Annotated in this window: 10 protein-coding genes; 8 read left to right on the forward strand and 2 right to left on the reverse strand. The window is 72.4% G+C overall.

Annotation, left to right across the window (positions count from 1 at the left end; translation table 11 throughout):
• Positions 1 to 61: 61 nt before the first annotated feature.
• Both OG496_RS36150 and OG496_RS36155 read left to right on the forward strand, forming a co-directional pair.
• Positions 62 to 892: an SDR family NAD(P)-dependent oxidoreductase gene (locus tag OG496_RS36150; protein WP_405973884.1), complete on the forward strand. Its 831-nt coding sequence runs from the start codon at positions 62 to 64 to the stop codon at positions 890 to 892.
• Between the two features lie 90 nt (positions 893 to 982).
• A complete protein-coding gene (locus tag OG496_RS36155; RefSeq protein WP_405973885.1) occupies positions 983 to 3,211 on the forward strand; it encodes a DEAD/DEAH box helicase in 2,229 nt (742 codons plus the stop codon).
• Between the two features lie 25 nt (positions 3,212 to 3,236).
• Here the strand turns inward: OG496_RS36155 and OG496_RS36160 are convergent, their stop codons facing one another.
• Positions 3,237 to 5,849: a discoidin domain-containing protein gene (locus tag OG496_RS36160; RefSeq protein WP_405973886.1), complete on the reverse strand. Its 2,613-nt coding sequence runs from the start codon at positions 5,847 to 5,849 to the stop codon at positions 3,237 to 3,239.
• 100 nt (positions 5,850 to 5,949) lie between these two features.
• Positions 5,950 to 7,161, reverse strand: a complete 1,212-nt coding sequence (locus OG496_RS36165) for a serpin family protein (RefSeq protein ID WP_405973887.1) — start codon at positions 7,159 to 7,161, stop codon at positions 5,950 to 5,952.
• Between the two features lie 297 nt (positions 7,162 to 7,458).
• Here OG496_RS36165 and OG496_RS36170 point away from each other — a divergent pair, with 297 nt between their 5' ends.
• The 6 genes from OG496_RS36170 to OG496_RS36195 all read left to right on the forward strand — a co-directional run bounded on the left by OG496_RS36170 (position 7,459) and on the right by OG496_RS36195 (position 14,190).
• Positions 7,459 to 8,775: a DUF4190 domain-containing protein gene (locus tag OG496_RS36170; protein ID WP_405973888.1), complete on the forward strand. Its 1,317-nt coding sequence runs from the start codon at positions 7,459 to 7,461 to the stop codon at positions 8,773 to 8,775.
• 147 nt (positions 8,776 to 8,922) lie between these two features.
• Entirely contained in the window at positions 8,923 to 9,675 is a 753-nt protein-coding gene (locus OG496_RS36175; protein WP_366489631.1) for a GntR family transcriptional regulator, read from the forward strand.
• Between the two features lie 342 nt (positions 9,676 to 10,017).
• The gene (locus tag OG496_RS36180) at positions 10,018 to 10,209 is read left to right on the forward strand and encodes an SPOR domain-containing protein (RefSeq protein WP_033286475.1); all 192 of its coding nucleotides are present in this window, start codon (positions 10,018 to 10,020) and stop codon (positions 10,207 to 10,209) included.
• Positions 10,210 to 10,240: 31 nt separating this feature from the next.
• Entirely contained in the window at positions 10,241 to 10,651 is a 411-nt protein-coding gene (locus OG496_RS36185) for a (deoxy)nucleoside triphosphate pyrophosphohydrolase (RefSeq protein WP_405973889.1), read from the forward strand.
• A gap of 154 nt (positions 10,652 to 10,805) precedes the next feature.
• The gene (locus OG496_RS36190) at positions 10,806 to 11,213 is read left to right on the forward strand and encodes an ATP-binding protein (RefSeq protein WP_405976782.1); all 408 of its coding nucleotides are present in this window, start codon (positions 10,806 to 10,808) and stop codon (positions 11,211 to 11,213) included.
• A gap of 262 nt (positions 11,214 to 11,475) precedes the next feature.
• Positions 11,476 to 14,190, forward strand: coding sequence for a SpoIIE family protein phosphatase (locus OG496_RS36195; protein WP_366489635.1), 2,715 nt, complete (start codon positions 11,476 to 11,478; stop codon positions 14,188 to 14,190).
• The last annotated feature ends 80 nt before the right edge of the window (positions 14,191 to 14,270 follow it).

Raw genomic sequence — 14,270 nt, forward strand, 5'->3', positions numbered from 1 at the left:
ATCGGGGGCGGGAGCAGGCTGGTCGGCAGGTGGACAACAGGGGATCTCAAGGGGAGTCGTCATGAACAAGGTGTGGCTGGTCACCGGTGCGAGCAGCGGGTTCGGGCGGGCGATCGTCGAGGCGGCGCTCGCGGCCGGTGACGTGGTGGTCGGTGCGGCCCGGCGGACCGAGGGGCTGGACGATCTCGTCGCCGCCCGGCCCGACCAGATGGAGGCGTTGCGCCTGGACGTCACCGACACGGGGGCGGCGGAGGCGGCCGTACGGGATGTGGTGGCGCGGCACGGGCGGATCGACGTGCTCGTCAACAACGCGGGCCGTACGCACGTCGGGGCCTTCGAGGAGACCACCGAGCAGGAGCTGCGGGACCTGTTCGACCTGCATGTCTTCGGGCCCGCGGCCCTCACGCGCGCGGTGCTGCCGTCCATGCGGGACCGCCGCTCCGGGGCGATCGTGCAGATGAGCAGCATGGGCGGGCAGATGTCCTTCGCGGGCTTCTCGGCGTACAGCGGAACGAAGTTCGCCCTGGAGGGACTCTCCGAGGGGCTCGCGGACGAGGTCGCCGAGTACGGCATCAAGGTGCTGATCGTCGAACCGGGCGCCTTCCGGACCGCCCTGTTCGACACGAGCAGGGCCGGGGTGAGCGCCGACAGCGGTGTGTACGCCAAGGTGAGCGCGACCCGCGGCTTCGTCTCCGGCGGTGACGGCGCCCAGGCCGGCGACCCCGCAAAGGCGGCGGCCCTCATCCTTGCCGCGCTGGACGCCGAGGACACCCCGCTGCACCTGCCGTTGGGTGACGACGCGGTCGACGCCGTGCTCGGGCACCTGGAGCAGGTGCGGGGTGACATCGCGGTGTGGGAGAAGCGGACCCGGGCGACGGGGTTCGACGCCTGACGGAGGGCTGAGAAGCCGGGCCCGCTCCCGTTGTCAGTGCTGCGTGCCACGATGGGTGCACGGCGAGACGCATGGGGAGCGGGGGGTGACATGGAGGGCGAGTTTCCGCGGGCCGGACGGCGGGCCAGGGAGCTGTGCGCACGGGGCACGCGGTTGTACGACGTGGCGCGCGCCCTGCGTGAGGACCACGCCCGCGCGCTCGACACCGTCCGCTCCGCGCTGGAGCCACTGCGGGCCGAACTCGTCGCGCAGGAGCTGGAGTCCATCCCGGTCGCCCGGCTGAAGGACGTCACCGAGGGGCGGCTGCGGCTCGGGGCGGTGGAGGCGGCGGGACTGACCTCCGTGCGCGCGGTGCACGAGGCGAGCCGGTACGAGCTGCGGCAGCTGCCCGGCGTAGGACAGCAGACCGCCGACCGGGCCCTCGCGGCGGCCCGGCAGATCGCGCGGGCCGTCGCGGAGACCGTGTCCGTCCGCATCGACGTCGACCACCCCGAGCCGCGCACCACCGCCCTGGTCATCGCCCTGCAACGGCTCGTCGAGGCAGGCCCGGAGCTGCGCCGTGCCCTGGACGCCGCGACCCGGCTCGACGAGCGGCTCGGCGCGCTGCTGCCCGTGGCCCGCCCCGCCAGCAGCAGGCTGTTGATGGCACTCGCCGGACGCAGGCGGCGGGAGAGCGCGCTCGCGGCGGTCGCCGAACTCCACGAACTGGTCGCCGACTCGGCCGCCAAGGACGTACGGCTGCTGATCGCGCAGGCCTCCACCGACCTGCTGCGGCCGCCGGTCTCCGACATCGAGGCATGGGTCGACTTCGAGCTGCGGTCCGCCGAGTACTACAGCCAGCTCGCCGAGGTCGACGGGCAGCAGCCGGACCTCGCGGCGAGCGAGGGGTTCCTGCCGGCCGAGCTGGCCGAGCGCGTGCACGCCCAGCCGCTGGACGACACCCATCGCCGGGTCTCCCTGCGCGGATACCAGTCCTTCGGCGCCCGCTTCGCCCTTGCCCAACGCCGGGTCGTCCTCGGGGATGAGATGGGGCTCGGCAAGACCGTCCAGGCCATCGCCGCGCTGGCCCATCTCGCGGCCGAGGGACACAACCACTTCCTGGTGGTCTGCCCGGCCAGCGTGCTGATCAACTGGACCCGTGAGATCGGCGCCCGCAGCACCCTGCGCGCGTTGCCGGTGCACGGCCCGGACCGGCACGAGGCCTACGCGGAGTGGGGTGAGCGCGGCGGGGTCGCGATCACGACCTTCGACACGCTGCACACCCTGCCCGCGCCGATCGACAAGTCGCTGAAGGGCAAGAGGCCGAGGGGCAAGGGGCTGACAGACCCGGCACCGACCGGCCCCACCCCGGGCATGCTCGTCGTGGACGAAGCCCACTACGTGAAGAACCCGGACACCCGCCGCACCAAGTCGGTCGCCCTGTGGACCGAGCGCTGCGACCGCGTCCTGTTCCTCACCGGCACCCCCATGGAGAACCGCGTCGAGGAGTTCCGCACCCTCGTCCGCCACCTCCGCCCCGACCTCCTGCCGACCGTCCGCAACGGCACCGCGGCGGCCGGACCGCACGCCTTCCGCAAGTCCGTCGCCCCCGCCTATCTGCGCCGCAACCAGGAGGACGTGCTCACCGAACTGCCCGCCCTGGTCCAGGTCGACGAGTGGGTGGAACTCGGCGTCGCCGACCGCGAGGCGTACGGCCGCGCGGTCGGCGACGGCAACTTCATGGCGATGCGCCGGGCCGCCTACGCCGACACCGAGAAGTCCGCGAAACTGCAACGCCTGCGGGAGCTGGTCGCCGAGGCTGCGGACAACGGCGTGAAGGTGGTGGTCTTCTCGTACTTCCGGGACGTGCTCGCCGCGGTGGAACAGGCCCTGGAGAAGGGGGTGTTCGGGCCCATCTCCGGAAGCGTCCCGGCCGCCCGCCGACAGCAATTCGTCGACGAGTTCACCCAGGCCCCCGGCCACGCCGTCCTGCTCTCCCAGATCGAGGCGGGCGGGATCGGCCTCAACCTCCAGGCCGCCTCCCTGGTCATCCTCTGCGAACCCCAGGTCAAACCGACGGTGGAGCACCAGGCCGTGGCCCGCGTCCACCGCATGGGCCAGATACGCACGGTCCAGGTGCACCGCATGCTCGCCACCGACAGCGTGGACGACCGGCTCCTGACCATCCTCAAGAACAAGGACCGGCTCTTCGACGCCTTCGCCCGGCGCAGCGCCCTCGCTGACGCCACCCCGGACGCGATCGACATCTCCGACGCCACGCTGGCCCGCCGCATCGTGGAGGAGGAGCAGCGGCGACTGGCGGCGGAGGCCACCAACTGACCGTGCCCGCAGGGGAGTTCGGCCGTCACGAGCGCACGTCGAGTTCCGCGAGAGCGGCACCTTCGCCGCCCCGCACGGTGACGCGGACGTACCGGGCGGCCGTGCCGTCCGAAGCGTGCCACGCGTGCCCGTTCGCGGAGACCTCGACCGTGTACGACCGCGGCTTCTTGGTCCACGTGGGCCGAACCGTCCCGACGCGCACCGTCCGCCCCAGGTCGACCGTGAGGGTGGCGCGGTCGGTGGCCGGTGACCAGGCGGTCGCGGGGCTCCCGTCCACGGCCGCCTCCGGGTAGAGGCCGGAGACGGAGGAAGTGGCCGTCGCCGGGCGGCAGCGGGCCAGGTCGGTGGTGGGGATGAGGTCCGGGCGCCGGGTCTTGAGGGTGACCGTGCCGGAGAGGGTGCGGCGCCCCTCGGGGGTGTCCAGCGAGAAGGGCGCGCCCGACCGCAGCCGTACCGTCGTCGTCTCCGGACCGATGGCGATGTCGTACGTACGACCGCGCCAGCGCAGCCCCGACAGGCGTACGCCGTCCGGGAGTTGGGGCGGCAGGGTCGGGTCGAGGTGGAGGGCGTCGGGGCGCAGGCGCAGGCCGGTGAGGCCGTGGGTGAGGACCTGGAGGAAGCCGCCCTTGCCGGTGAGGAAGTCCTGGGCGGGGGAGCCCGCGAGGGGGTCGGACGCGCCCGCCTTGTCGCCGCGCGACTCGGAGAAGAGGGCGAACGGGCCGCGGGCGAAGGGCTGGTAGGCCCGCCGCAGGAAGGTGTACGCGGCACAGCCCGGCTCGCCGATCGCCGCCGCGTCGATCGCGTGGACGGCGTCGGTCATGGCGGGGCCGTCCGGGTCGGTGCGCTGGGCGTAGTAGTCGAGGGTGGCGGCCGCGGCACCGGCCGGCATGGGCCACTCCAGCGGGTAGATCAGCAGCACGGTGTCCGCCTGCTTGATCTGGGAGCCGCCGTAGCCGTCGTACTGGAGGAAGATCTTGCGCTTCGGGTCGTAGGGGATGCGCAGGCCGTTCGCGACGGTGAGCCAGTCGGCGGGGGCGTCGGTGCCCAGGGCGCGGGCCGCGTCGGTCGCGGCGCGGAGGGCGGTGGCGGCGACGGCGTTGGTGTAGACGCCGTCGTTGACGCCGTTGCTGTACTCGTCGGGACCGGCGACCTCCTTGACGGAGTACGAGCCGTCGGAGTTCTTGGTCGCCCGCGAAGTCCAGTACTGGGCAAGGCCGTTGAGGAGGGGCCGGCCTCGGGTGCGGAGCCAGGTGCGGTCGCCGGTGGCGAGGTAGTACTGCCAGGCGGCGAGGGCGATGTCGCCCTGGAGGTGGTTCTGGGTGACGCAGTGCGGCGGCTGCCAGCTCTGGCATTCGCTCCACAGCCGGCCGTGACTCGCGCTCGTCCAGGGGAAGAACAGGCCCTTCACCGCGGTCTTCGCGGCGTTCTCGGCGGCGGCCGTGCGGGTGCGGTACCGGTATTCGAGGACCGGGCGGGCGAGGTCCGGGTGGGTGGCGAGCAGCGAGGGGAACATCCAGGTCTCGGCGTCCCAGAAGACCATGCCGGCGTAGTTGTCGCTGGTCAGACCGGCGGGCGCGATGCTGTTCCGGGCGCCGGGGCGCAGCGCGGACAGCAGCCCGTACTGGGCGGAACGGGCCCAGAGTTGGAGGTCCGGATGCCCCGGAACCTCGATGTCCGACGACCACAACGCCCGCCAGGCGGCGGTGTGCGAGGCGAGCAACGCGTCCCACCCCCGCCGCGCGGCCCGCCCGGCGGCGTCCTGGGCGGCGGAACGGGGGTCGCGGGAGGTGAGGGCGGTGTCGACGCCGACGTACTTGGTGGCGGTGTAGGTACGCCCGGAGCGGACGGGGAGGCGAGTGGCCTGGCCGGCGCTCAACTTCCCCGGATCGGGGGCGTGTTGGGGCCGCCCGGGCGCATCCAGCACAGATGCGACGGCCCCGTCGACACCCGTCCCGTCCGTGCGGAACGCCACGCCGATGGTGTGGTCGCCCACGTTCCCGCCGTCGGTCTGCGTGACACGGCGGGCGCCGCGGCCGTCGAGGCGGTCGGTGAGGGTGAGTTCGCCGTCCCAGTGCGGGGTCACGCGCAGGTGCACGGCGCCGGTGTGCGGGGAGTCGCGGGCGGCGAGGACGTCGTAGACGAGGTCGGTGCGGCGGCCGTCCGTGGTGGTCCAGGTGAGGGACGTACGGACGTACCCGCAGCGGAGGTTGAGGGTCTGGCGGTAGTGACTGACCCGGCCGCCGTTGCCACCGCCGTACGTCTCGGTGCCCGCCGTGACGTCGAGGCCGGTCCAGTTCGGGAGCGCGGCGAGGGCCTCGCGGCCGGCCGTGTTCGCGGGCCCCCGGGCATAGAGGCCGGAGACGAACGCGCCGTCGTAACGCGGGGTGTACAGCGGCCAGCCGGTCTTCTCACCGGACGCGGCGTACCCCGCACCGGCGGGCGGGACCCGGGTGCCGAGGTAACCGTTGCCGACGTAGGGGTGGTACGTGTCGGTCGGGTCGATCCGGCCGGCCGAGGGCGCCCAGCCGCGCGCGTCGCAGTCGTCGCGGAGGGGTGCGGCTGACGCCGGGGGAAGGGGGAGGGGGAGGAGCAGGGCGGCGGCGAGGAGGGGGAGCAGCAGACGGGTCGGCTTGGTCACCGTTCGACGATGGGGTGCGCTGCGAGGTGCGGGCGGGTGGCGCGCGGGGGGTTCCCACGGACGGAGCGCATGCGGGGTGGCCGCGAGCGCTCCGCGCCCCCTACCTCCCGTACGGCGTCGGGTCCGTGACCCAGCCCGCCGTCAGGATCAGGCGGGACTCCCGGTGTACGGCGAGGAAGCCGAACGGGCGGTCGAAGCGGGCCGTGACGACGGTGGTCGTGTGGCGGAGGTCGGGCCGGGCGCCGCCGAAGACGGGCGCGACCGCGGTCACCGCGGCGGCGCGGAAGCCGAGGGCGCCGAACTGGGCCACCGTGGACTGTTCGGCCTGCCCGATGGCCAGCGGGGTCGGGCTGATGCCGGGGAAGTGGCCGGCACCGGTGTCCATCGCCGTCGTGAGCCCGAACAGACCGTGCAGGTCCAGGAGATCGTGCCGCGCCCGCATGTCGTACGCGACCGTCGTCACCGACAGCTCCGGCGGTTGCGGTGTGGCGCAGCGCTGTTGCTCGACGCGCAGGCCCGGTCCCACGTCGCCGTACGGGAGTTGGCCGCTCGCTGTGACAGGGAGCCGGCGGGCCAGGACGTCAACTCCCGTGCCCAGCACCTGACCTGGGGTCATGCGCTGCTCGCCGAGCAGCAGGTGGACGTCGATCCCGTTGTCGCCCGGGACTTTCAGCTCGGTGACGTGTCCGTGCGGGCCGCTCACCACGCCGACCCGGTCGAGGCGGACGCCGGTGCGGTGCAGACCCACCAACTCCCGCCCCTGCCAGGGCCCGGCATCCGGGATGAGCCTCAACTCGCTGAAGGGGCGCGGCCATTCGGTCCGGAGTGCGAGCGCACTCGCCAGGACCATCAGCACGTCCTCGTCCAGCGTGACCGGCATCCGCTCGACGAGCCCGCCCGTCCGCTCGGCCGCCCACGCGTCCAACGCCCGCTGCGAGGCCGGAAGATCCTCGGTGAGCACACCGTGCGTGCCCGCCGACAGCCCGGCCCGCCACTCCTCCCGTACGGCCAGTTCGCGCCGGGTCCACAGGCCGAGCGCGGAGTTCAGCCCGGGCATCGACCCCATCGCGTCCAGCAACTCCCGCGCGGCGGCGGCAGCTTGGTCGGCGGGCATCCCCACCGCATCCGCGAGCTCCGCCCGCGCGGCGCCCGACGCCCCGTCGGCGAGAAACGCCAGCAACGGCCACACCCCGGCCGCCGAGAACACCGTGCCCCCCGTCGCCGACTCGGCCCAACGCGCCGTCAGCCGATTGACCGCGTCGACGCTCGCTCCGACCGCGGTGCCTTCGACTACCGCGCCCTGAACCGCCATCCCCCCGACCGCTCCCAATTCCGCCCCCATGAGTCCCGTAGCGCAAGATCACCCGATCACAAGATCGCGCACGGGAAGGCTATCGTCGGCCGCCCCGCCCCGATGATCAGCCCCAGTCCCGCTCGGGGAACGACTCCGGTTCGGTGACTCACCCCGCCGCCGGGAACACCGTGCCCCCGTCGGCCGCTCCCGCTCACCTCACGCTTACCATGCGCCAAGTCGTACGTCAGTTCCGCATCTGAAGATCTCCAGCTCTCCTTTTGGAGATCCCCGCCTGAACCAGGAGCACGGTAACCGGTGTCCATACCCCCGCCCCCGGAGCCCCAAGGGCCGCCCACCCAGGGTCCCGAGAGCCCCCAGGACCAGCCCCCGGCCCAGGCTCCCTCCCCGCAGGCGTCCACCCCGTACAACCCGTACGCCCCGCCCCAGCAGGACCCGTACGCCCCGCCCGCGCAGGTCCCGCACACCCCGTACGCCCCGTACCCCCAAGGCCCGCAGACCCCTCCGGGTCCCTACGGACCGCAGCCCTACCAGACCTGGTCCCAGGGCTACACCCCGTACAACAACCCCGCGCCGCTCAACGGCATGTCCGTCGCCGCTCTCGTGCTCGGCATCCTGTGCTGCATACCGGGGGTCGGGGTCGTCCTCGGGCTGATCTCGCTGAACCAGATCAAGAAGCGGGGCGAGCGCGGGCGGAGCATGGCGGCGGCCGGCATGGTGCTGTCGGCGTTCGGGCTGATGGTGTGGGTGCTCGCGGCGACCGGCGCGGCGACCGGCTTCTGGGACGACGTCAAGGACAGCGCGCGGAACGACTCCAGCGCCTCCCCCGTGAAGGGCGAGTGCTTCGACGCGCCCAGCGGTTCGCTGGAGGGCATGACGTACGACTTCGACGTGGTGTCCTGCGACGGCGCGCACGACGGGGAGGTGTTCGCCGTCGTGCGGATGGGCAGCGGCTCGTACCCGGGGGACAAGAAGGTCACCGCCACCGCCGACGACAAGTGCTACGCGCTCCAGGACGCCTACGCCATGGACGGCTGGGCCGTGCCCGACGACGTGGACATCTACTACGTCACCCCGACCTCGCAGAGCTGGAGCCTGGGCGACCGCGAGATCACCTGCGTGTTCGGCAACACGGACGAGGAGGCGAGCCTGCCCGCCGGTTCGCTGCGCAACGACGCCACGACCCTCGACTCCGACCAGGTCGCCTATCTGAAGGCGGCCCACGTCCTCAACTCGGCGCTGGACTCGGCCCCCGACGCGCAGTACGTCGAGGACGACCTGCCGGGGCACAAGGCCTGGGCGGGCCGGGTCTCGACCGCGCTGACCCAGCAGGCAGATCTGCTGGAGAGCCATGAGTGGCCCGGCGGTTCCGCCAAGCCGGTCGCGGCCCTGGTCAAGGATCTGCGGGCGGCGCAGAAGGAGTGGGCGAAGGCGGCCAAGGCCTCGGACGCCGACGAGTTCTACGGGCACTACGACAAGGGCGCCGACCTGATCGACCCCCAGAAGTCGGTCACCGCCCGCGAGGCTCTGGGGCTCGCCACGACCCCTCCGTCGTACGACCAGAACGACGGTGGCGGGGACGGCGGGGGAGACGCCGGCGGCATGGAGGTGTGACGGCTCCTATAGCGGGGAGAAAGTGCCTGGGTAAAGCCCACGCCGGGTATAAGTCATCACATCGAGTGATTCTCTGGCCTTTGCTTGCATGGCACAACCCACGGTTGCCAGGCTGTTGCTGTCTGTACAACCTGATGGGAGCGGCCAGTGACATTCGGTGAGCAGCCGGCGTATCTGCGCGTCGCGGGTGATCTCCGCAAGAAGATCGTCGACGGCCAGCTGCCCCCGCACACCCGGCTGCCCTCGCAGGCCAGGATCCGCGAGGAGTACGGGGTCTCCGACACGGTCGCGCTCGAAGCGCGCAAGGTGCTGATGGCCGAGGGGCTGGTCGAGGGCCGCTCCGGATCGGGGACGTATGTGCGCGAGCGTCCCGTGCCGCGGCGCGTCTCCCGCTCCGGGTTCCGGCCGCCGGCCGGCGCGACCCCGTTCCGGCAGGAGCAGGCCGAGGGGGAGGCGCGCGGCACCTGGGAGTCCAGCAGTGAGCAGGCCGAGGCCGGCGTCGCCATCGCCGAGCGGCTCGCGCTCCAGCCCGGTGAGCGCGTGATGTGCACGAAGTACGTGTTCCGGGACTCCGGCGAGACGATGATGCTCTCCACGTCCTGGGAGCCCCTCGCGGTGACCGGCCGTACGCCCGTGATGCTGCCCGAGGAGGGCCCGCTGGGCGGCATGGGGGTCGTCGAGCGGATGCGCGCGATCGACGTCGTCGTGGACAACGTCACGGAGGAGGTCGGCGCCCGGCCGGGTCTCGCCGAGGAGTTGCTCGCCCTGGGGGGAGTCCCCGGGCATGTGGTCCTGGTCATCCAGCGGACGTACTACGCCTCGGGGCGCCCGGTGGAGACGGCCGACGTCGTGGTCCCGGCCGACCGCTACCGGATCGCCTACCACCTGCCGGTCAAGTAGCGCACCGAGTAGTGCGCTTCATGTGAAGTAGTCCACCCCTTACGGCATTTGTCGCCGGAACCGGTCAATCCGCCCTGTCCTGGGCGCCGTTGGATTCCGGTCTTTCTCGCAGGTCGTTCACCGCGCCTGTAGCGTGCCTCTCACCGGATGCATCGAGGTGCGCCAACGGCGCGTTCGTCATCGTGCGCCCCCTCCGTCCTGGCTGGTTGCGTACCTCTTTGTGAAAACCCGTATTCGCTGCGTGAAGGTTAGGCGTAGGCTCCGGCATATGCGGATTGCGGTTTCCTTATGGGGTGGGGCACGGCACGAACCGCGAGCGGGAGACGGAGGGGCGCGATGGCGATGAACGACGGCACGATCACTCTTCCCTGGCTCGTGATACGGCAGGACGACAACGGCAATCGCTACCGCGTGGGGCGGTACGCGACCCGCGCCGAGGCCCAGAAGATCGCGGACAGCCTCGACGACCGCGGGCACAAGCAGCTGTACTGGGTCGAGCGGATCGGGCAGAGCGAGGACGCCACCCGCAACTGACCGCGCCCCGGCACCCCGTAGGCTCCGGCGCATGACGACACGGATCGTGGTGGTCGGCGCCGCCCTGTTCGACGGCGGCCGACTGCTCGCCGCGCGCCGCAGCGCACCCCCTGAACTGGCCGGGCGCTGGGAACTCCCCGGCGGCAAGGTCGAACCCGGCGAGCGCCCCGACGCCGCGCTGGTGCGCGAGTTGCGCGAGGAACTCGGTGTCGACGCCGAGACCGTGGAGCGCGTCCCGGGGCAGTGGCCGCTGAGGCCGCCGTACGTCCTCCAGGTCTGGACGGCCCGGCTGCTCCCCGGTTCGGCGGAGCCCGAGCCCCTCGAAGACCACGACGAACTGCGCTGGCTCGCCCCCGCCGACATCTGGACCGTCGACTGGCTCGACCAGGACGTGCCGGCCGTACGGGAGGCGCTCGCGCTCCTGGACGCGGGGGCGCGCTGAAGTCGTCGTAGGCCGGGACGGCGGAGCGCGCCGGGCTCGGTGTACGCCGTTCGTGCCACAGTGCGCCCTCGGGGACGGTACCGGGCCCTGAATATCGGGTATGTGCCCATTAACCCCATGAAATCGGACATGGGTGAGCTGGCTGGCCCGGGATGTGATCGGCTTGATCGACACCGAAGGCGACTGCGCCGAGTGGACCTTTCCCGCGGACCCCGGAGCCGTCCGCACCGCACGCACCGCCGTCCGCGGCCAGTTGCGCGACTGGGACCTCGACGCCCTCGCCGACATCGCGGCGCTGTTGGTCAGCGAGCTGGTGACCAACGCGCTGCGGCACGCCACCGGCCCCATCGGCGTCCGGCTGGTCCGGCCCGTCGGCCCGGCCGGTGTGCTGCTGGTCGAGGTCTCCGACCCGCTGCCCGACCCGCCCCGCGAGCGCGTCGCCCGCCCCGAGGACGAGAGCGGCCGGGGTCTCCAACTCGTCGCCGGCGCCTGCGTCCGCTGGGGCACCCGGCCCGGCGAGACGGGCAAGACCGTGTGGTTCGAGCTGGCCGTACCCGGGTGAACCGAGGGCGAACACAGCTGTACGAACCGGACAGTCGTGTCCATCGAGTGGTCCAGGCCTGTGACGGTTGTCGATCCGCGTGGTTCGACTGCGTGTCCGCTGGTTAGAAGACTGGGAGTGTTGTCGCAGGCAGGTCCGAAATGCATCGGGATTGTCCTGTGATCGTGAACACCGTGTTGTGCGGCGCCGTAGTGCTGGATACTGCGGGCAGCCGCCCCCGGTGACCGGTGCCGGACGCGGTGAGCTGGAGGGGACGGTTCGCGTGAGCGAGATACCAGCGAAGGCCACGGAGTCCGAGGACCCGTCGGACCGCGCGAGGGCTGAGGCCGCGAGTCACATCGACGTGCCCGGAGGCGACGGCGTGACCGCCGCCGACGTCATGGCGGGTGTGTCCGGCGGCGACGCGATGACCGTCGGCGACGCCATGTGGCAGAGCAGCCCACCCGGTTCGATCTACGACTACATCAAGGTCGCCTCCTTCTCCATAGGCCCCGACGGGCTCGTCGACCAGTGGAGCCTGCGGGCCGAGCAGCTGTTCGGCATCCCCACCGACCGCGCGGTGGGCATGGATCCCATCGAGGCGTTCGTCGACCCCGAACTGCACGAGCGCGGCCAGCGGAAGATGGCCGAGATCCTGGACGGCCGGGAGTGGACCGGAGTGGTTCCCTTCAAGGCGCCGGGGACCGCCGGGGGCGAGCCGGGCAAGGAGGGTCTCGCCGAGGTCTATGTGATGCCGACGCGGACCGAGGAGGGCGAGCGGGCCGCCGTCTGCATCGTCGTCGACGTCCGCATCCTGCGTCGTATCGAGACCGATCTCGCCGCCTCGCAGTCGATATTCGGTCAATCTCCGTTCGGGTTCCTGCTGATCGACCCCGACCTGCGGGTCCGGCGGGCCAACCAGCAGATCGCCAACACCTTCGGCGGCAGCCCCGAGGACCACCGCGGCCGGGGCGTCCACGACTATCTGCAGAGCCCCGAGGCCGAGCGGGTCACCGCGACCCTGCGCCGCGTCCTGGAGACCGGCAACTCCATCACGGACATGCATGTCACCGGCCTGGTCCCGGGTTCCGAGGAGCGCCGGCACTGGTCCATCAACCTCTACCGCGTGCACAGCGGCAGCGGCCGCCCCATCGGCATCGCCTGGCTCGGCACCGACGTCACCGCCCGCCGCGCCGCCGCCCGCGAGGCCGCCTCCGCGCGGCGCAATCTCGCCCTTCTGAACGAGGCCGGCGCCCGCATCGGGAACTCCCTCGACCTGGAGACCACGGCCCGCGAACTCCTCGACGTCGTCGTCCCCGGCTTCTGCGACCTCGCGACCGTCGACCTCTACCAGGGCCTCCTGGCCGGCGACGAGACCCCGCCGGGCCGCGCCGACGGCAGCGCGGAACTCCGCCGGGTGGCCTTCGCCAGCGCGGTCTCCGACGCCCCCTTCGTAGGCGGCGGCGCACCCGTGGCCGTGGGCGCGGTCCACCACTACCCCTTCAACTCGCCCTGCGCGGACGCCCTGCGCACCGCCCGCCCGCAGTACGTCCCCGCCGAGGAGGGCGGCCCGGTCCAGTCCACGCTGGCCGTGCCGATGGTCGCCCACGACACCGTCGTAGGACTCGCGCAGTTCGCCCGGACGAAGGGCAGCGAGCCGTTCGGGGACCGGGACCGGGATCTCGCGGTGGAGCTGGCGGCGCGGGCCGCCGTCTGTATCGACAACGCGCGGCTGTACCGGCGTGAGCACGAACGGGCGTTGATACTGCAGCGGTCCCTCCTCCCGCCCGGCGACCCGGAGGCCTCCGGCCTCGACATCGCCTGCCGCTACCTGCCCGGGAACGCGGCGACGGAGGTCGGCGGCGACTGGTTCGACGTCATCGAACTCCCCGGCCACCGCACGGCGTTGGTGGTCGGAGACGTGATGGGACGCGGTCTACGCGCGGCGGTGGCGATGGGCGAACTCCGCACGGCCGTCCGCACGTTGGCCCTCCTCGACCTCGAACCGGCCGAAGTCCTCTCGGCGTTGGACGAGATCGCGCGCGGCCTCGGCACCCCCGGCGGAGTTCAGCAGGCCACCCGGGCGGCCCGCCGCCCCCGCGAGGCGGACCTGGCCGAGGTGTATCTGGCCACCTGTATCTACGCGGTCTACGACTCGGTGACCAGGCGCTGCACGTTCGCCAACGCGGGCCACCTCCCGCCGGTCCTGGTGGAACCCGGCGAGGCCGCGCTGATGCTCGACGTCCCGCCCGGCATGCCCCTGGGGGTCGGCGGCGAACCCTTCGAGGAGGTGGAGGTCGAACTCCCCGAAGGCGCACTCCTGGCGCTCTACACGGACGGACTGGTCGAATCCCGCGACCACCCCCTGGACGAGGGCCTCCAGGCGTTCGTGGGCGCGCTGACCGACCCGGCGACCCGTGGTCCGTCCGACGGCAACCCGTCCACCGCGGCGGCCCTGAACGCCGAGACCCACCGCGACCTGGAGGACGTCTGCGACCACGTCCTCAGCACCCTCGACACCCACCACGGCGAGGACGACATCGCGCTCCTCATGGCCCGCGTCCAGGGCCTGCCGGCCGACTCGGTCGGCGACTGGACCCTGCCGCGCGAACCCCGCAGCGTGGGCCGCGCCCGCGAGTACGCCCGCGCCCGCCTCCAGTCCTGGGACCTTGAACCCCTCATCGACACCGCCGAGTTGCTGGTCAGCGAACTGGTGACGAACGCGCTGCGGTACGGCGAGGGCGAGATCCGGCTCCGTCTCCTGCTGGACCGCACCCTGGTGTGCGAGGTCTGGGACGCGGGCCTGGTCCAGCCACGCCGCCGCCGCGCCCGCGACACGGACGAGGGCGGCCGGGGCCTCCAACTGGTCGGCCTCCTGTCGGCGGCCTGGGGCTCCCGCCGGACGCCACGCGGCAAGACGGTGTGGTTCGAACTGCCGTTGCCGGACGGGGAGAACGGGTTGGTGGATCCGGCGGAGGCGTTGCTGAGTCTGTTCTGACGGCTCCGGTGATTCCGGCTGCTTTCGTTGTTCCGGGGGCGGCCGGCCGGCGGTCCGGCCTGTGCCTGTCGATGCCGACT

This window comes from Streptomyces sp. NBC_00988, assembly GCF_045162645.1.
GTDB lineage: Bacteria > Actinomycetota > Actinomycetes > Streptomycetales > Streptomycetaceae > Streptomyces.